Annotated in this window: 17 protein-coding genes and 1 tRNA gene; 5 read left to right on the plus strand and 13 right to left on the minus strand. The window is 60.0% G+C overall.

Features of this window, described 5'->3' with window-relative positions; genetic code table 11:
• Positions 1-91: 91 nt before the first annotated feature.
• The 5 genes from C4S63_RS16385 to C4S63_RS16405 all read right to left on the minus strand — a co-directional run bounded on the left by C4S63_RS16385 (position 92) and on the right by C4S63_RS16405 (position 4,615).
• A complete protein-coding gene (locus tag C4S63_RS16385) occupies positions 92-610 on the minus strand; it encodes a hypothetical protein (RefSeq protein WP_063508120.1) in 519 nt (172 codons plus the stop codon).
• Positions 611-843: 233 nt separating this feature from the next.
• Complete coding sequence (locus C4S63_RS16390; RefSeq protein ID WP_062817964.1) at positions 844-1,293, minus strand: Hsp20 family protein; 450 nt, start codon at positions 1,291-1,293, stop codon at positions 844-846.
• A 164-nt stretch (positions 1,294-1,457) separates the two neighbouring features.
• Complete coding sequence (locus tag C4S63_RS16395) at positions 1,458-3,509, minus strand: hypothetical protein (protein ID WP_103918206.1); 2,052 nt, start codon at positions 3,507-3,509, stop codon at positions 1,458-1,460.
• On the minus strand, positions 3,458-4,123 hold the full coding sequence (locus tag C4S63_RS16400) for a 2OG-Fe(II) oxygenase (RefSeq protein ID WP_062817966.1): 666 nt from the start codon (positions 4,121-4,123) through the stop codon (positions 3,458-3,460). Before C4S63_RS16400 ends, C4S63_RS16395 begins: the two co-directional genes overlap by 52 nt.
• 24 nt (positions 4,124-4,147) lie before the next feature.
• The gene (locus tag C4S63_RS16405; protein WP_062817967.1) at positions 4,148-4,615 is read right to left on the minus strand and encodes a YbjN domain-containing protein; all 468 of its coding nucleotides are present in this window, start codon (positions 4,613-4,615) and stop codon (positions 4,148-4,150) included.
• Between the two features lie 170 nt (positions 4,616-4,785).
• Between C4S63_RS16405 and C4S63_RS16410 the strand changes: the two genes are divergently transcribed.
• The 5 genes from C4S63_RS16410 (at position 4,786) to C4S63_RS16430 (ending at position 8,646) form a co-directional block, all read left to right on the plus strand.
• Positions 4,786-5,472: a hypothetical protein gene (locus C4S63_RS16410; protein WP_103918207.1), complete on the plus strand. Its 687-nt coding sequence runs from the start codon at positions 4,786-4,788 to the stop codon at positions 5,470-5,472.
• Positions 5,473-5,751: 279 nt separating this feature from the next.
• Complete coding sequence (locus C4S63_RS16415) at positions 5,752-6,300, plus strand: PadR family transcriptional regulator (protein WP_062817969.1); 549 nt, start codon at positions 5,752-5,754, stop codon at positions 6,298-6,300.
• Positions 6,297-7,103, plus strand: a complete 807-nt coding sequence (locus C4S63_RS16420; protein WP_103918208.1) for a DUF1853 family protein — start codon at positions 6,297-6,299, stop codon at positions 7,101-7,103. Before C4S63_RS16415 ends, C4S63_RS16420 begins: the two co-directional genes overlap by 4 nt.
• Entirely contained in the window at positions 7,100-8,134 is a 1,035-nt protein-coding gene (locus C4S63_RS16425) for a DUF2804 domain-containing protein (protein ID WP_103918209.1), read from the plus strand. The genes C4S63_RS16420 and C4S63_RS16425 overlap by 4 nt, the downstream gene beginning before the upstream one ends.
• Positions 8,128-8,646 carry a DUF4282 domain-containing protein gene (locus C4S63_RS16430; protein WP_062817972.1) on the plus strand — a complete coding sequence of 173 codons (519 nt, stop codon included), beginning with the start codon at positions 8,128-8,130 and terminating at the stop codon, positions 8,644-8,646. Before C4S63_RS16425 ends, C4S63_RS16430 begins: the two co-directional genes overlap by 7 nt.
• Positions 8,647-8,793: 147 nt before the next feature.
• On the opposite strand, the gene C4S63_RS16435 is transcribed toward C4S63_RS16430, so the two are convergent.
• From C4S63_RS16435 to alaS, 8 genes are all read right to left on the minus strand, one after another.
• Positions 8,794-10,947, minus strand: a complete 2,154-nt coding sequence (locus C4S63_RS16435) for an acetyl-CoA hydrolase/transferase C-terminal domain-containing protein (RefSeq protein ID WP_103918210.1) — start codon at positions 10,945-10,947, stop codon at positions 8,794-8,796.
• A 22-nt stretch (positions 10,948-10,969) separates the two neighbouring features.
• Positions 10,970-11,299 (minus strand): multidrug efflux SMR transporter, encoded by a 330-nt coding sequence (locus C4S63_RS16440; RefSeq protein ID WP_103918211.1) that lies wholly within the window; start codon positions 11,297-11,299, stop codon positions 10,970-10,972.
• An 8-nt stretch (positions 11,300-11,307) separates the two neighbouring features.
• A complete protein-coding gene (locus C4S63_RS16445) occupies positions 11,308-12,306 on the minus strand; it encodes a GTP-binding protein (protein ID WP_235000061.1) in 999 nt (332 codons plus the stop codon).
• Positions 12,307-12,309: 3 nt separating this feature from the next.
• Positions 12,310-13,344 (minus strand): dihydroorotase, encoded by a 1,035-nt coding sequence (gene pyrC / locus C4S63_RS16450; protein WP_103918213.1) that lies wholly within the window; start codon positions 13,342-13,344, stop codon positions 12,310-12,312.
• A 265-nt stretch (positions 13,345-13,609) separates the two neighbouring features.
• Positions 13,610-13,699, minus strand: a tRNA-Ser gene (locus tag C4S63_RS16455).
• 103 nt (positions 13,700-13,802) lie between these two features.
• Entirely contained in the window at positions 13,803-13,991 is a 189-nt protein-coding gene (gene csrA, locus C4S63_RS16460) for a carbon storage regulator CsrA (protein WP_062817490.1), read from the minus strand.
• 387 nt (positions 13,992-14,378) lie between these two features.
• A complete protein-coding gene (locus C4S63_RS16465; protein WP_063508496.1) occupies positions 14,379-15,605 on the minus strand; it encodes an aspartate kinase in 1,227 nt (408 codons plus the stop codon).
• 93 nt (positions 15,606-15,698) lie between these two features.
• Entirely contained in the window at positions 15,699-18,299 is a 2,601-nt protein-coding gene (gene alaS, locus C4S63_RS16470) for an alanine--tRNA ligase (protein ID WP_103918214.1), read from the minus strand.
• Between the last annotated feature and the right edge of the window lie 140 nt (positions 18,300-18,439).

Below are 18,439 nucleotides of genomic sequence, written 5' to 3' on the forward strand. Positions count from 1 at the left end.
TCACAGGCATCAGCATTATCAGCCCCGTTGGAGCCTTGCTTGCAGGACGAAGGGTTCCGTCACGCCTTTCGCCTTGTGAGCCAGGCTCCAATTAATCAAACGGACTGAAATGCTCCTCACGGCCGGCCTCTTCGGCTTCGTGACGATGCCCTTGCATGACCTTTTGCACCTTGCTGGCCTGCACCTCATCATCCGCGTCTACCATCATCAGGTAATCGCCCTGCTCCACCCGATCCAGATAGGGGGTGAGATGGTGGCTGCGGGAAGAGACCCCGCGCAGGCCACCCAGCCAGGCGCCAAAACAGGTACCAAAAAGCGTCACACCAATGATGGCGCCGGTGTCCAGCTGCATGCCCCAGGGGTCGGCACCGGCCAGCAGAAAGCCCAGCAGCAGGCCTATTGCCATACCGCCCAACGCACCCACAAAGCCGGAATGCATGATATCGGTTTCTTCCCAGGGCGTGGTGGTATGCACATGGGCCCGGGCCATTGCCGAGCTGTCATTCCCCATCACATGCAGGCGATTTTCGCCGATGCCCGCCTGGCGCAGATCCGAGGTAATCCCCTGAACGGAGGTCAGTGATTTCGCGAAGTAATAAAGACGTTTCATTGCATGCCGCTCCCTGTGGCTGATGACAATGGAGTTGAGGTTGCAGAGTTCCGGCCGTCCTGGCCGGGTTTAAGTACGACCCTGCGCTGATCCGGTGAGCATGATCAGTATCCGGTTAAGACCCTTTGGTTATATCGGGCCGATGCCGTCAGGCATCACCCCTAAATTAGCAAAAAGGGGCCTTATCGGCCCCTTTACTATGTCACAGAAATCGCGTCACAAAGTGCAGCGATTTAATTACGATTTGTTGGTGATTGTTCGCCTTCCACAGGGATGACGCGGGGCTTCTTTTCCTCGGGAACCACCCGGTTCAGGGTCACCGTGAGCAACCCATCGGTCAGACCCGCGCCGTCCACTTCCACGTGGTCCGCCAGCTTGAAGGTACGCTCGAAGGCGCGCCGGGCAATACCCTGATGCAGCCAGGTACGCTCGCCGTCATTCTGCGGCGGCAGACTGCCACGAATGCGCAGCTCGTTTTCCTGGACCGTGATTTCCAGATCATCGCGGGAAAAACCGGCCACGGCCATCACGATTCGGTAGCGGCCATCACTCTCGCGAATGATGTCGTACGGCGGGTATCCATTGGACTGATCTGCACGCAGGGCGGCATCCAACAGTTCATCGAAGCGGTCAAAGCCCACGGAATGGCGAAACAGGGGCGCAAGGGAAAATCCGGTATTCATCACACATATCTCCATACTCTTCAGCAGACCCACCACTGCGGCATCCACTGAAAAAAGGTTGATTGAATGGTGCGTGACAGGGAACCACTGTCATTCAGAATGCCAGCAAGGCTCCAACCGGCCGGGTCGTCACAGTGAAAGAAATGGGGATACTGGAAATACTTTCAAGACCCGGGAAGAATTTTTACCGCGCTCTGCTGGGGCGTCATCACAAAGCCGGCAGGCCCATTGAGGGGCAGTGTGGTGGCCGTCACCGGAATGCGTGTTGGCTGGCCATCAAAACGCACCGGCACCCTCACGCACAAACGCTCCCCGGCGGTCACCGGCCAGTCCGCATTCTGCCCACGTTGCCATTGCTCGCTATCACCGGAGCAAGCCCGATCCATCAACAGCCCCCGCACCGCCGGGTGATCACTGTGGAAACGCACCTGGCCGGTGACCGGAGCCTGATATTCAAAAGCCAGCACGGCCGTACTGCCCGGCGCCAGCACGGTGTCGTCCGGCGCCTGCCAACCCGGTTCCGCGATCACGCCCAGTCTCAAGGGGCCTGTGTGACGATCGGGGACGGCCCGCACCGGCCAGCGAATCTGCTCGCCACGCAGTTGGCCTGGCTCCCCATTGAGTAACGGCAGCGTCGGCAATCGCCACCCCTCGGGCAACACCAGCGACAACCATAACGTCTGGCCACGGCTTTGCGCTTCCGACAAACGGAACTGGAAAGCCCCGGACGCACCGGTAAGGGTGTTTTTTTGCCAATCGCTGGCCGGGTCCTGAAGGGTCACCGTGAGACCGGGCAAGGGCGACTCGTCACCCTCACGCCGCAGGTTGAATGCCTGCCCGCCACCGGCGCCGTTATCCTCAAACAGCACGCCGGTCAGCCAGTGACCGGCAGGGCGACAACGAAAGCCGGCCTCGGCCCCCGCCAACCGCAACGAATGAAACCCCGGCCAATCGCGCTGGCCCCTTGCCAGTCGTTGGCCGTCACCGCCCCGACCACCGTCTTTGGCACCGGCGCCCCCGGCATGCTCAATGGTCACTGCCAACGCATCGATGACCGGCAGATCCAGCCACAGAGTGCCACCGCTACCGCCACCCCCGCCCACTTCGCCGGCCGGGCTGCCGGGCAGACCGCGCAGGTCCAGGGCCCCACCTTGCAGGCCCGCGGCCCTGATCAGCAGCAGACCACCCCCGTCACCGCCCTGGCCGCCGTCTCCCTGGCGCCGTCCAGCGGCACCGCCGCCGCCGCCCAGCACCATGGCCCGTGGCGCGTCATGGCCGCCCCGGCCACCCCCTTCCTGTGGCAAGCCATGCTCCCCGGCGGAGCCGTTACCTCCTCCTCCGCCGTTGCCCAATCGCTGGTGGGCCAAATCCAGGCCATTCCCTCCACCGCCGGCGTTCGCCGGCGCACCGCGCCCCATGTCGCCACCGGGATACCCCTTGTCCGCTCCCAGCAACAGGGCCGGCGTACCGGCCAGCCCCTCCCCCTTGCTGGCATGGTGGCCATATCCCGCCTGCCGATCCTCAACCGTCGGTGCCGGATAGCGCCAATCTGTCGGCCGTCCCAGCGCGCCCAGCAAGGACAGCGCCGGGCCACCACGAAAACCGGCACCCGCCACCGACAACCGGTGCCCGTTCAGGGTTACCTTGCGTCGCACATCCAGCGCCAGTACCCCACCGGTGTGACCATCCCAGGGCAGAGCCCGGGCATCCTGCTGTAATGAGAAATGCTCGTACTGGGGAACCCGCACCAGCTGCCAACGACGGCGCCCTTGCTCGCCACTGGCCGGGGCATTCACATAGTGGTAAATAAGCCCGCCGGCCGGACCGCCACCTTCAATCCATACCTGCTGACCTTCCACCCGGTCCACGCGCACCCATTCGGCCACCAGGTCATGCCCCTGGAGCTGGCCATAGCCGCTACGGTTGGTGGTATTGATGGAGGCACTCTGCACTTGCATCAGCAGGGCCAGATCGCCGGCACGCAGTGGCGTCTCCCCCCGCTGGCGGGTCAGGGAAAAGGTGCGGCTGCCTGAGGAGAGCGTCTGGCTATCCGGGCCGGTGAAATAGCTGTTGAAGACAGCCTCGCTGCCACCCTGGCCATCGCGACCCGGGTTGGCACAGAGCGACGCCCACGCACCGCTCTGCCCCAGTAGCAGGACCAGAATCAGCGTGGCGGATCGAGCCAGTCGGCGGTGGTGTTGTTGCAGCGAAACCATCCGGCAATACTGTAGCGTTCCCGGGTAGCTGCCAAGACTTCGTGGGGAATTTTCTCGCTGAGAAACGCCACCAGGGTGCCGGCACGGGGCTCCACCTCGGTGGCCACGCCTTGGGCATCGGGGTCCGGCCACAGACGCAAACGCCCGCCCCACTGGCTTTGCCAGCCTTCATTCAGGTACAGCACCACGGACAGCAGACGGCCGTTATTGCCATTGAAGGCATCCAGATGGCGCTGGTAATAGTCACCCGGCCCGTAAATGGCAAAATGGGATTCCAGCTCAAACAGTCCCATGAACAGGGACCGGTTCACCGCCACTCGCAGGCTTTCCAGCTCCTCCAGAAACTGGCACTGGGCCAGGGTTTCCCCTCTTAACCAGCAGGTTCGGTCGCTGCGGATGCGGGTATCTTTCTGATGCTCTTGCCGGCGACCGATACCGGCCAGCTGAAAGGCACCCTGCTGGTCACGGTGCTGGGCCTCCTCACGCAGGGCACGGACCAGTGACAAGGGGAGATAACCGGGAGCAATGGCATAACCATGCTGAACCAGCCCGTCGATAAGGCCGTCCAGTCGATCGCCGCCGACGCCACCCAGTGAATCCGCATTGTCTTGCACCGCAGTGCCTCCCGAAGTGAATCGTTAGTGCAGCGCCTCTCCGGCACCGCTGTCCATCTCATCCGGCCAGATCAGCCAGTGATATTCCTGGCCCTCATCCAGCAATTGCACCGTGGCATCCACGGTGGCCTGGACAAAGTAGATGAACTGTTCGAAGGACACACCATGGCGGCTCAGCAACAGATCGCAGGCCACCAGCCGGGGCAGGGAATCGTCGCTCACATCCAGAAACAGCTTGATGGACGGGTACGCCATGTTAAGCCGGGTCAACTCTGCCTGCACCGCAAACAGGGCCGACGGACGCAATTCCAGCTCAGTGGTCAGCAGGATGCCATCCTCTTCCACGAACACACGGGCATCCACCACACCATCTCGCTCCTGCAGCTCGGACAGGTGCAGGCCGTGGCAATGCTCACAGATGTAATGTCGGATATTCGCTTGCTGGAGCCATTGCTTTACCCGCTCCGCATCCGCATTGACGACGCCTAACATGCTCTCTCCTCGCCTATTCCGCAGGGCGCGAATCATCTTCCATTGGAACACAAAAAGGAATACCCGGAGTCGCGCCGGGCGGAAAAGTCATGCCGGCACCCGTTTCGGTCATTTGAGCCCCCGGCCAGGCTGGGTATGATCGGTTCATCCATGGCCTCAGGACTCGAATAATGACAATACCGCATGTGGCTTTCCGTTCCAGTGATTCCCTGCACCGGAAAACCGATGGCTTTATCCGTCGCATGCAGGACGGCGCCACCCGGCCGGAGCCGCAAGAGCTGGAGGCGATCATGAGCCTGTTTATTGATGAAGCGCTCACCGCTTTCCTGACCCGGGCCGCCGAGGCGGCCCAGCTATCCCCCGGCATGATGAAAGTGGTGGGCATGACCACCCAGACCATCAACAAGACCACCCACCTGGTGGTGAGTCGCAGCGTCAAGAAACTGGACCTGCAACAAAACCGTGATGCGGCCAGTTACATGGATCAGGTCCGCCAGCCCGCCGCCGGCGAGGATTTCTGGTATGTGGCTTTCCCGGTGGATGAAGACATGGCCGCCCTGGGAAAAAGTCTGCCACACCTGTGCGAGGAGAATCCGGAAAAGGCGCGCAAGGAGCTGGTCCGCTACCTGCTGGCCCTGACCGATCAGGCGATTGAATGGTACTTCGAACGTCCCATGGCCCTGCTGCAATTTGGCCCGGTGCTTCGCAAAGTGGCAAGCATGGGGGTGGAAACCACCCGCAAGGCTTCACGCAGCCTGATCAACACCCTGGTTCCCAAACTGAACGCAGAACAGCTCAAGGCTTCTGCCGAGTTTCAGGCCAGCCAGCTGATAGCCCTTCCTCCCCGATCCCACTGACGGGCAAGCGGCCCGGCACCCTTCCCGGATCACGGGATGCCGGGCCAGTCTGCAATCCCTCAATCAATGTAATCCCGACAGAAACATTCTTTTCCTTTCTGCCCTTTTTGGCCAACAGAGTGCATCCCTTTTGATAACAATTACTTACATTGCTCTTGGACTGTGGTGTAAGTTCACCAAGTTTTTACAAAACTACTTATTCAACGGATTGCGCAGCAATAACACGGCTCTCTACTATCAAAATGGTATTGCATCACATAATAAAACGAGGAGTGAGCCGTGTCTTTGCGCCATGCCATACTTGTCCTGCTTCAAGATCAGGAAGCCAGCGGTTACGACCTCGCTCGCGAATTTGCTAACAGCATTGGGCTGGTATGGAACGCCACCCATCAGCAGATTTACCTGGAACTGGGAAAATTGAATGACCAGAATATGGTGAAGTTTCGCCATATACCCCAGGATGGCAAACCGGACAAAAAACTGTACCGGATCACGGAAGAAGGCCGCGACGAGTTGATTCGATGGCTTCGAAAACCCGCAGCCCCACCGCGCATTCGCGATGCCTTTATGGTAAAAATTGCCGGTGGCGCCCTGTCAGATTCCTCGTCCATCCTGCGTGAGCTGGACGACCAGGCGGATCTGCGTCGTGAACGTCTGCATACCTTCGAGGCACTGGCCAGGAAACTGGATGAGCAGGGCCGCGACAAGGATCTGTTCACCTACCTGACCCTGCGCCGGGGCATCCTGGATCAACAGGCCTGGCTGCACTGGGCTGACGAGGTGAAAACCGCATTAAACAAACGCGAGATTCTATCCACTTCAGCATGACCTCACCTCCACCAGCCGGCCTGCTGCGCTGGCTGGTGGAGGCCCCTCCCCTGTTGCCTTGCCCTTCGCCTAGCCGGGATGCCGGCGAGCTGCTAAAACGGGAATATCAACTCGACTCGGACCTGCTGGAGCGGGCCGCATTGCGGCTGCAGACCCATACGCCAGCACGACGACTGGGACTGCTATTCGAGCAATGGGTGTCTGCCCTGGTGGATGCCAGCCGCAATCTGGAGCGCGTCGCCAGCAACCTCCCCTTTCGCCACCAGGGCCGCACCCTGGGCGAACTGGATATGCTGGTGCACGACCACCTGGAAGGAAAACTGTGGCACTGGGAGCTGGCGCTGAAGTTTTACCTGGGCACCGCCCAGGCCTGGTTTGGCCCTAACAGCCACGACACTCTGGACCGCAAGGCCCGCCACCTGTTCGATCAGCAGCTGCCCCGTTCCACCATGCCGGAAGTCCGCGAGCAACTCGCCGAGAAGGGCTGGCAGCCAGACGGCACCGCATTGCTCAGCCGCGGACGGCTGTTCTACCGACAACACACCCCGAGCGACGGTGTGCAACCATACCCCGGTCATGAAAGGGGCTGGTGGTTGCCCAGTGACACCCTGGACGAGGGAGAATGGTCAATTGTTGAGCGGCCCTGCTGGCCTTGCCCGTTTATGTCGGACAAAAGTACCACTTTGATTGCGACCCCCACCTTGATTGACTATGTTGAAAGTCGTCAACGCCCTCTCATGGTGACCCAACGCCACCGTGACACTCCGGGCTTCATTGTTCCTGTCAGCTGGCCAAACACATGAACTTTCAGGCTCAACCCCAGGCACTGGTTGATAACCAGGGCCAGGTCGCCCAAGGCGTATTCCCCGACACCGTCACCACCATCAATGGTCGACAGGCGGATTACCGCACGCCCATGGGGCAGCCAGCGTCCCGTTACGCCCGCCATTTCCACTACAAGCAATTCCAGTATTTCGGTGTGATCAGTCAGGAATTGCTGGCCGGCTGCGCCCTGGCCCATACCGCCTACCTGGGTATGGCGTTTTTTTACATCTTTGAACCCCGCAGCGGTCGCTTGCGGGAATATACTTGGCGATCGCCGCTGGGACGTGAGCTGGTCATGTCCACCTCCCCGCGGCAGGGGGACAGTGTTTTCCAACGCCGTGGCGTGGATATCCGTCTCGGCTACCAGGATCAGGGAGCCGGCCTGAGCAAGACCCTGGCAGTGAACCTGAAGGATCTGTCACTGAACGTGCGGATGGATGAAGGCCCGGACTACCAGCCCATGTCCTTGTGCACCCGCACTGGCGTCAATGGCTGGGTCTATGCCAACAAGGTCGCCGGCCGTACCGTCACCGGCACCCTGGAGCAAGAGGGAAACCGGCAGGATCTGGCCGGGCTGGATGCTTTCGGGCACCACGATTTTTCCGCCGGCTATATGCGCCGCGAAACCTTCTGGAACTGGGCCTGCCTGTCCGCCCGCGTGGGGAAAACCCGGGTGGGGCTGAATCTGTCCTGTGGCGTCAACGAAACCACATTTTCAGAAAACTGCCTGTGGGTGGATGATCAGATGATCCCCACCGGCGGCGTGATCTTTGAATACAACCGGGATGATCTGATGCAACCCTGGACCCTGCGCAGCCAGTGCGGGCAGGTCATGCTTCGTTTCACCCCCAATGGCAATCATCGCGAACGGATGAACCTGGGCCTGTTTGCCAGCAATTTCAACCAGCTGTTTGGCCGTTTCGATGGCGAGCTCCGACTCAAGGACGGACGCTCCCTCACCATCGACGGGCAATACGGTTTTGTCGAGGAGCAGTACGCAAAATGGTAGAGAATAATCAGCAAAACGCGCCGGAAAAACGCCCCGAAAAATTCGGTATCCGTATGCGCCGGGCCCTCTTCTGGGTGGTGCAGTACTGGCGCGAACTGTTCAATTTCAAATTCGACAAATACATGATCATCCAGGTACTGCCCGGCGTTTATGGTATTGCCCTGGTGGCCCTTGCCTGTGGGCTGATCTATGTCTGCGTGGAAGCCTTTATGGCGTCGACCTGGCGCGGGCTTTTCTACTTTTTCTTTGCCGCCCCACTGACGTTCCTGGTGTTGGCCTCGGTACTGCGTGCCCTGCTGGAATTCTACATGGTGGTGTTCAAGATCTCGGAGCACGTGGACGAGCTGGTGGGCCTGAGAGACACCGTGGATCGCCTGTCCGGCATCGGTGACAGCGTGGACGAAATGGTGGCCGTCACCCGGCGCATTCCGTTCTGGCGGGTGCTATCCAGCAGCCCGGGCAAGGCGCGCTCGAAGAAAGCGGACCAGGGAGAAGAAAGAAAAAGCGCTTAGGGTAAGGACCGTTCTTTCTCCGGGAACGGCCCTTCGTCCTCTTCAGGAATGGGCGTCAAACAACCGAAGTCGCGAGGTAGGAGTCACGAGGAGCGAAAAGCTTTTCGAAACGCGTACCTCGCTTCTGATTTCCGCCCTGGAACCATTTCAGGGCCGTGTGGCTTCCAGTGCCGTCAACAGCAGACGTTGGTAAAGGTGCGCCCGGATTCCGTGGGGATCCGACAGGGACATGCGTTCCAGCTCGGCAATAAAATCGCTTTCACTGCCCTCTTCGAACAACGCCTTGCGCCCCAGTTTCAGGTATTCCTTCTGGCTGACCTTTTCCTTCAGCCAGGTCAGCGCCTTGAGCAGCCGCTGCTCCACCGGGTTGAAGTCTGAACCCAGCGGGAACATCGGAAATGCCTTGTCCGCATGGCGCTCGGCAATCTCCTGCAGATGCTCCGGGTTGTTGCGCCGATAGGGTTCCGGGATCTGATAATCCTTACGCAGTTTGCCCGCGGCCTGGGCCTCTTCCATAAGATCAATCTGGAAGCGGCTGTCAGCCACATTGAGCATGGCCATGACCACTTCCTCATCGGTCTTGCCACGCAGATCCGCCACCCCGTATTCCGTCACCACCATATCGCGCAGATGGCGGGGAATGGTGTTGTGTCCGTAACGGAAGACCACATTACTCATGGCTTCGCCGGCCCGTTCACGCCAGGCTCGAACCATCAAAATTGAACGGGCACCCTCCAGTTCATGGGCCTGGCTGACAAAGTTGTACTGTCCGCCAACGCCACTGAGCACCCGGCCGTCTTCCACCTGATCGGCCACTGCCGCGCCAAGCAGAGTCACGGTAAAAGCGGTATTCACAAAGCGGGCATCCTGGCGCTGCAGACGCTTGAGTGTTTCATCGCCGTAGAGATGATTAATGAAACTGATGTGGGTCATGTTGATGGCCGCACGACTGGCCGGGTCCAGCTCACGAAGGCGTTCATAGAACGCCTGGGGCCCCAGGAAAAAGCCGCCATGCATGACCACGCCACCAGCCAGCTCCTCGCCGAATACTGCCTTGAGGGCTTCCCGGGTAGCCCGGTCATCCAGGTCGTTGGCCACGCGGATATCATTGGGCAGCACCAGTTCGTCACCGTGCTTTTCGATATCACTTCGGAAAATACCGAACCGTTTCAGCTGACGGAGATGATCGTGATTGAGACGACGGCGGATAGCATCCTGTTCGCGCAAGGCATCCAGCAACGCCAGCCCGGGCTTGGCCGGGTTGTGCATTTCCAGCTGTTGCAGGGGCGCCCAGTCATACACCGGACGGCGGATGATGCCATCATCAATCAGCGTGAGCAGGCCATGGGTCATCATCTCGCTGCAGCCATAGAGGCCTTCACGGAACACCCCCATGCCCCCTTCCCTGTCCACCAGCTGTTGATGGCTGTCAGGCAGGGACCATGCCTCGAGCAAGGAGCGGTAGAGCGCGTTATCCTGCTCGCGCAGGCGCAAATGATGGACCAGCGCGTCCCCCAGGGCACCAATGCCGATCTGCAGGGTACCGCCATCCTTCACCAGAGTACTGGCGTGAAGGCCGACAAAGTGGTCCTGGGTATTCACTGGCATATTCGGTGTGCTGAACAGGCGCGTGTGACCTTCGGGGTCATCCAGCAGGATATCCATGTCCGCCAACCAGTCGTCCACCCGGGCATCGTTTTCCATGAAGGGGAGATCCCGGTGCACTTGTCCCACGGAGACAATGGTCTCACCGGCCTCCCGGCGCGCTTTGAGTAGAGGCATCAAATCCAGGGTCACTTCCGGATTACAGGAAAAGCTGTAGCGATCCGTGCCGTCTTCCTCCCGGTGCGCGAGCATCTGCGCCACCACATTGATTTGGCGTGCGTTGAGATCCCGGGCCACATGGGTGTAGTTACTGCTGATGTAATGCTGCTGGGCACTGTCGCTGCCCAGCATGCTGCCCGGCTGCACGAAGAACTCGAACACGCGGATATTGGCCGGCAACGCGCTGCGCTTCTGGGGTTTCAGGTAGGCCAACTCTTCATAGTCACCGAACAGACGATCGGCGAAGGGGTTGAGAAAACGCTTCTCCAGATCACTGCCGGCAGCGGGCTTGCCCAGAGACAAGGCCGTATAAATATCCAGGGACAGGGAGGGGTCTTTTTCCACCCGGGCATAGAGGGCATTCACAAACCGGTTCGGCTTGCCCAGCCCCAGTGGCATGGCCAGGCGAATATCACCACCGGTCTGTTTGATCACATAATCCACAGCCTGTTCGGCATTCTGCATCCGCTCTGTCACGGGAACTCCTTGTCACGTTGGTTCAGTGTCCGCTGGTCTGTGACACAAACGTCACCAGCACCACGCCGACCACAATGAACGCCATCCCCACCACCGCAGGCAGGTCTGGCTGCTGACGGAAAAACAGCGCTCCCACCAGCGCAATCAATACAATACCGACACCGGCCCACACCGCATAGGCTATGCCCATGGGAATGGTGCGCAAAGTCAACGATAGTGCATAGAAAGCAATGCTGTAGCCCACCAAGGTGACCACAGATGGCCATAGCCGTGAGAAGCCCTGGGAGGCGTTCAGTGCACTGGTCGCCACCACTTCAGCAAGGATGGCCACGGCAAGGAAAAGATAGCCCATCTCTGGTCCTAGGAAAGCTGTGTCAACAAGGTTTCCCAGTGTGCCAGTTGTTGCTGCGCAAAGTCAGCCTGTGGATGGCGGACAATCAGTACCAGTCGGGTGACGGCATCCTCGTCAGGCCATTGCTTGAGCGGGGTCAACTCGGGTTCCTGCGCTTCCACCCACTGCACCAGCAGGGGTCCATCCAGGCCTTCCACGCATAGCAGGCCCTTTACCCGGATCAGGCTATCGCCGCATTGCCTGGCGAGTTGCTTCAAGGCCGCCTGCCAGAGCGGCCATGACAGCCCTCCCTCCCAACGCAGGGAGGCGCTGTACAGCTGGTGACGGGATGGCTGAGTCTGCAGATGGTGTGTTGACAGCAGAGAGCCTCCCGGTGCAACCAGCGCAAAACTGCCCGTCACGCGGCAGCGGCGGGTAAAGGACTGTTCCAGCAGGTCCACCGGTGCCGGTTCCGGATAAATATGGGCAGTGGGATTAAGCGCTGTCAGTTGCGCCTGCAAAGCCGCCAGGGCTTCCGGTTCACACTGTGCTGTCTTCGACAGCAGCAAGGCATCGGCGGCATGAATCTGTTCCAGCCACTCCGGATGACGTTCCAGGCTGCGAGTCCCGGCCAGCGCATCCACTACCGTCAATACCGACTGGCAGAAGAAGCGTTTCTGCAACCAGGGGTCCTGTTCCAGCGGGGCGGTGACACCAAAGGGATCAGCGGCTCCGGTGGTTTCCAGCACCAGGGTGGAAAACGGCGGCAGCTCACCGTTTTTGCGGGCCATGAAAAGGTTGCGCAGGGTGCTCGACAGGGTTCCCTGTATCACACAGCACAGGCAGCCACCGGACAGCAGGGTCACCGGCACGCGGCTCTCGCCGGTGAGATGCTGGTCGATACCGATATCGCCAAGCTCATTGATGATTACCGCCAGATCCTGACGCTCTCTGAGCCAGCGGTTGAGCAGCGTGGTCTTGCCGCTGCCCAGAAAGCCGCTCAGGACAACAACCGGCAAGCGGTCCATCAATCAGGCCAGGGACCAGGGCAATTGCTGGCCGGCGTAGAACGGCACCATGGCCTCGCCGGCCGCATCAATCACCTCCGGCACGGACCAGGGCTTGCGCACCAGGGTCACGGTGTCGGTATGGCGGGGCAGCCGGTAGAAATCTGCGCCGAAGTGGCTGGCAAAGCCTTCCAGTTTGTCCAGGGCGTTATACTGTTCAAGAAAGCTGGCATACAGGGGTAACGCCGCCCGGGCGGAATAACAGCCGGCGCAGCCGCAGGCCGCCTCTTTCTTGTTGCGTGGATGCGGGGCGGAATCCGTACCCAGGAAAAAACGGTCATGCCCTTCCAGCACCGCCTGCTGGATGCTCTGCTGATGCTGGCGCCGCTTGAGAATCGGCAGGCAGTAGTTATGCGGGCGCACCCCGCCCACCAGCAAATCGTTCCGGTTCATCAGCAGGTGCTGTGGCGTCACGGTGGCGGCGGTCAGCTCGTTGGCCTCACGCACAAAGTTAACCCCCTCTGACGTAGTCACATGCTCAAAGACAATGCGCAAACCGGGAAACTGGCGACGGATATCATTGAGGTAACGGTCAATAAAGACTTTTTCCCGGTCAAAGATATCAATGTCCGCATCAGTGACTTCACCATGAACCAGCAGCGGCACATCGTGTTTTTCCATGGCCGCATACAGATGGGTAATCTTGCCCGGGTCGGTCACCCCGCTATCGGAATTGGTGGTAGCCCCTGCCGGGTATAGCTTGAAGGCATGCACGAAGTCACTCTTCGCGGCCCGCTCCACCTCTTCCACCGGCGTAGTATCGGTCAGGTACAACACCATCAGTGGCTCAAACGTCACTCCCGCCGGCACCTGGGCGAGAATCCGCTGCCGGTATTCATCCGCTTGCGCCACGGTATTCACCGGTGGCGTCAGGTTGGGCATGACAATGGCACGGCCAAACACGTTCGCCGTGGCTGGCACCGTCTCAGCGAGCAGATCGCCGTCGCGGAAATGCAGATGCCAGTCGTCGGGGCGGGCGATGGTCAGGGTGTCAGTCATGGCGTCACCTTGGGTCGATGTTTTTCGGGGCGCATAGTGTAGCGTAACTGGGAGGGCGCGCGGGTTGAAAATGTTTGCTCGTGACTATGAGCGGATCTCGTTAGCGCCTTTTTTGCAGGAACCCGCCTGCAGGCGAAATCAGTGAGGCGTCATAAACAACCAAAAGAGGAGCTTGCAGGGCAGCGCTGTGCCAACTGGAGGGCTTCGCCTTGCAAGCAAGGCTCCAACGAAAAACGCCCCGCAGTGCGGGGCGTTTTTGGATATATGGCGGAGAGGGCGGGATTCGAACCCGCGATACGGTAACCCGTATGGTTCCTTAGCAGGGAACTGGTTTCAGCCACTCACCCACCTCTCCGGAATGCGGTCATATTGTCAGTCTGGAATGAGGGCTCTTGCCGGCCTGTTTCCAAACTCGCCGCGCATCATAACGATTTTGCGGAGAAAATACAGCCCAAAAATCAGGCAGACTCACCGTCTGGTGATTTTTCGTGCTGTATACGCTGGTAGATTTCTTCCCGATGCACGGCAACCTCTTTCGGCGCGTTCACACCGATGCGAACCTGGTTACCTTTTACACCCAGAACAGTCACGGTGACTTCATCACCTACCATCAGGGTCTCACCAACTCGACGCGTAAGAATTAACATAATGATCCCTCCTGGGGTCCTTCAATTTCCGTGAGCGCATGCCGTACCCGGGGCTCGCGGGTTGTCGTCCGTGACGACTCCTTGGTGCGGGACCATTTACCCACCCCTGGTACGGGGGCGGTAGTATGCCTGAAGCGTATTTGTAAGTCTCGCCGTGAAGGGGGGCGAGACCAACCGGTCGTCGCCCCGTACCTACCTGGCAGTATGTGGCTGAGCCCTGCCTTCAGCCTGAAGCTGAGCTGTGGTTTCAGCGTGGATGCATGGCGCAAGAATTTGTTGTCACAGGGCATTTTCTGAGGAAGCGCCGTATCAGGGAATACGGCCGACTGAAGAAAATGTTCTGTGGCGGCAAAGGCTCGTGCCAGGCACCACGATGAAGCTACGGGCTCAGCTTGAAGGCTGATCCAGCTCGAACGCGGAGTGCAGAGCACGCACCGCCAGCTCCAGATATTTCTCGGCCATGACCACCGACACCTTGATTTCCGAGGTGGAGATCATCTCGATGTTGACCCCCTCCTTGGCCAGGGCTTCAAACATCTTGGATGCCACGCCGGCGTGGGAACGCATGCCCACACCCACCAGGGACACCTTGGCGATCTTGTCGTCACCAATGATTTCCGGGTTACCCAGCTCCTCAGAAGCCTTGCGCAGGGCTTCCTGGGCACGGGCAAAGTCATTGCGGTGCACCGTAAAGGTAAAGTCGGCGGCGCCGTCCTTGCCCACGTTCTGCACGATCATGTCTACTTCGATGTTCTCTGCACTCACCGGGCCGAGGATCTTGTAGGCAATGCCCGGAGTATCCGGGGCGCCACGCACGATGATTTTGGCTTCATCACGGGTAAAGGCAATTCCGGAGATTACCGGCTTTTCCATATCAACCTCGTCGTCGACGGTAATGAGAGTTCCAGGACCATCCTGGAAACTGGACAAGACACGCAGCGGCACATTGTATTTGCCGGCGAATTCCACGGAGCGAATCTGCAGGACCTTGGAGCCCTGGCTGGCCATTTCCAGCATTTCCTCGAAGGTAATGCTGTCCAGGCGACGGGCGTTATCCACCACACGGGGATCGGTCGTGTAGACGCCATCCACATCGGTGTAGATCTGACACTCGTCGGCCTTCAGGGCCGCGGCCAGCGCCACGGCGGTGGTGTCGGAACCACCACGGCCGAGGGTGGTAATGTTGCCGTCCGCATCAACACCCTGGAAACCGGCCACGACCACCACACTGCCGCCATTCAGATCGGCACGCACTTTCTTGTCGTCAATCTCTTCGATACGGGCCTTGGAGTAGACACTGTCGGTGCGCAGGGGAATCTGGCTACCCGTGTAGGAGCGGGCATTGATGCCCAGCTTCTGCAGCGCCATGGACAGCAGGGCAATAGTGACCTGCTCGCCGGTGGAAACCAGCACATCCATTTCACGCGGTGAAGGGTTATCGCTGACGCCTTTGGCCAGCTCGATCAGGCGATTGGTTTCGCCGCTCATGGCGGAAACCACCACGACCACCTGGTCGCCCCGTTTATGGAAACCTGCCACCTTCTCGGCGACGGCTTGAATGCGTTCGACCGTACCCACTGAGGTACCGCCGTATTTCTGCACTATAAGGGCCATAAAGTCGCTTTATCTGCAAAAAAGAGCGCGTAACCTTAGCAGAAACGCGCCCGGATTTCATGTTGAGGGCTGAGTCGCGGTCTTGACCGCAGCTTACGCCCCCTGCTCAGACACCCAGTTTTTCACGCTTTCCAGGGCCGCCGGCAAGGCGGCGGGATTGTTGCCCCCGCCCTGGGCCATGTCCGGGCGGCCACCGCCGCGACCGTCCACCTGCTCGGCCACATGCTTGAGCAGATCACCGGCCTTGAACCGGTCGGTGAGATCCTTGGTGACACCCGCCACCAGAGCCACTTTATCGCCATCCACGGCAGACAGCAGGATAATCGCCGAGCCCAGCTTGTCTTTCAGCTTGTCCATGGTGACCCGCAGGGTCTTTCCATCGGCACCGTCCAGCTGGGTCGCCAATACCTTCACACCGGCGATTTCCTGCACCTCATCGGTGAGGTCGCTGCCGGCGCCACTGGCCAGCTTCTGCTTGAGACGCTCGATTTCCTTTTCCAGCTCGCGCACTTTCTGCGCCTGGTTGCGCACCCGCTCGGCGGCGTTGTCCGGTGTGCTTTTCACCGTGGCCGCGATCTCACTGAGCGCCTGCTCCTGCTGACGCATCACGCTCAGGGCATGCTCACCGGTAACCGCTTCGATACGGCGCACACCGGCAGCGGCGGACGCTTCCAGGGTAATCCGGAACAGGCCGATATCGCCGGTACGACTCACGTGGGTTCCGCCACACAGCTCCTTGGAGAAACCGTCGCTGCCCATGCTGAGCACGCGCACCTGATCATCATATTTCTCACCGAACAGGGCCATGGCACCGGCTTCCCGGGCGGCATCAATATCCATCAATTCGGTAGTCACCGGGGTGTTGCCCAGAATCTGGCGGTTCACCAGAATCTCGATCTGTTCGCGCTGGGCGTCACTGACGGCTTCGCCATGGGAAAAGTCAAAGCGCAGATAGTCAGCAGCCACCAGGGAGCCCTTCTGCTGCACATGCTCCCCCAATACTTCGCGCAAAGCGGCGTGCATCAGGTGAGTGGCAGAGTGATTGCGCATGATGGCGCGACGACGCTCCACATCCACGTAGGCAGACACTTTGTCGCCCACCTTCAGGCTGCCGCTTTCCACCTTGCCCAGATGCACATGGGCCGCCTGACGCTTCTTGGTATCGGACACCGCGAAACGGTTGTCGCCCTGCACCAGGAAACCACTGTCGCCCACCTGGCCGCCAGACTCCGCATAAAACGGCGTGCTGGCCAGCACCACCATGCCTTCTTCACCCGCCTGCAAGGCATCGACTGCTTCGCCGTCCTTGAAAAGGCCAACGATCGCGTCGTCATCCGCCAGTTTCTCGTAGCCGGAAAACGCGGTCACCGCCTCAATGTTGAGTCGGTCGCTGTAATCATTGGCAAAGCTGCCAGCACCACGGGCCCGCTCACGCTGGGCTTCCATGGCTTTTTCAAAGCCGTCCATGTCCACGGTCAAGTCACGCTCGCGGGCCACGTCGGCGGTGAGATCCGGCGGGAAGCCATGGGTGTCATAGAGAGTAAACAGCACCTGGCCGGGCAGTTCCTTGCCGTCCAGCTCGCCGATAGCCGCTTCCAGTACCTTCATGCCGGCGGCCAGGGTGCGACCGAACTGCTCTTCTTCCGCCAGCAGCGCCTTCTCGATACGAGCCTGTTCGCGGACCAGCTCCGGGTAGGCCTCGCCCATCTGTTCGACCAATGCGCCCACCAGGGTGGAAAAGAACGGCTTGTCCTGGCCCAGCTTGTGGCCATGACGCAGGGCACGACGGATGATGCGACGTAGCACATAGCCACGACCTTCGTTGGACGGAATGACGCCATCGCAGATCAGGAAGCTGGCCGAACGGATATGGTCAGCGATCACCCGCAGGGATTTCTCTTCCATATCCTGGCAGCCAGTGGCCTTTGCCGCCGCCTGCAGCAGGGCCTGGAACAGATCGATCTCGTAATTGGAATGCACACCCTGCAGCACCGCGGCGATGCGCTCCAGGCCCATGCCGGTATCCACGCTGGGCTTGGGCAGGGGTTTCAGCTCACCGTCTTCCTGACGGTCGTACTGCATGAACACCAGATTCCAGATTTCGATGTAACGATCCAGATCGTCATTCTCGGAACCCGGCGGGCCACCGGGCACATCCGCCCCGTGGTCATAGAAAATTTCCGAGCACGGACCGCACGGACCAGTGTCGCCCATCTGCCAGAAGTTGTCTTCGTCCAGACGCGAGAAGCGCTCGGCGCTGACGCCCATTTCCTTCAGCCAGATATCCGCCGCCTCATCGTCGGACACATGCACGGTGACCCAAAGTCGGTCTTCCGGCAGGCCCAGGGTGCCGGTGAGGAATTCCCAGGCGAACTTGATGGCTTCGCGCTTGAAGTAGTCGCCGAAACTGAAGTTGCCCAGCATCTCGAAGAAGGTGTGATGCCGCGCCGTGTAACCCACGTTCTCCAGATCGTTGTGCTTGCCCCCGGCACGGACACAGCGCTGGGAGCTGGTGGCACGGGTGTAATCCCGGGACTCACGGCCCAGAAACACATCCTTGAACTGGTTCATCCCCGCGTTGGTAAACAGCAGGGTGGGATCGTTATGGGGCACCAGCGAGGAGGACGGCACCTTGGCGTGCCCCTGGCTGGCGAAGTAGTCCAGGAAGGCCTGGCGTAGTTCAGCACTCTTCATAGGAGAAATATTATCGGCTGGCTAACAGAGAGCGCCGAGTATACCGCCCCCAAGGCCCGGTTGCGATGGGAAGAAGACAGGAGCGAGTGACGAGTTTCGAGTAACGACGCGGGCCAGGATTGAGCAGGCCCGAAACGACC

It is taken from the genome of Alcanivorax sp. DSM 26293 (genome assembly GCF_900107995.1).
Taxonomy (GTDB): domain Bacteria; phylum Pseudomonadota; class Gammaproteobacteria; order Pseudomonadales; family Alcanivoracaceae; genus Alcanivorax.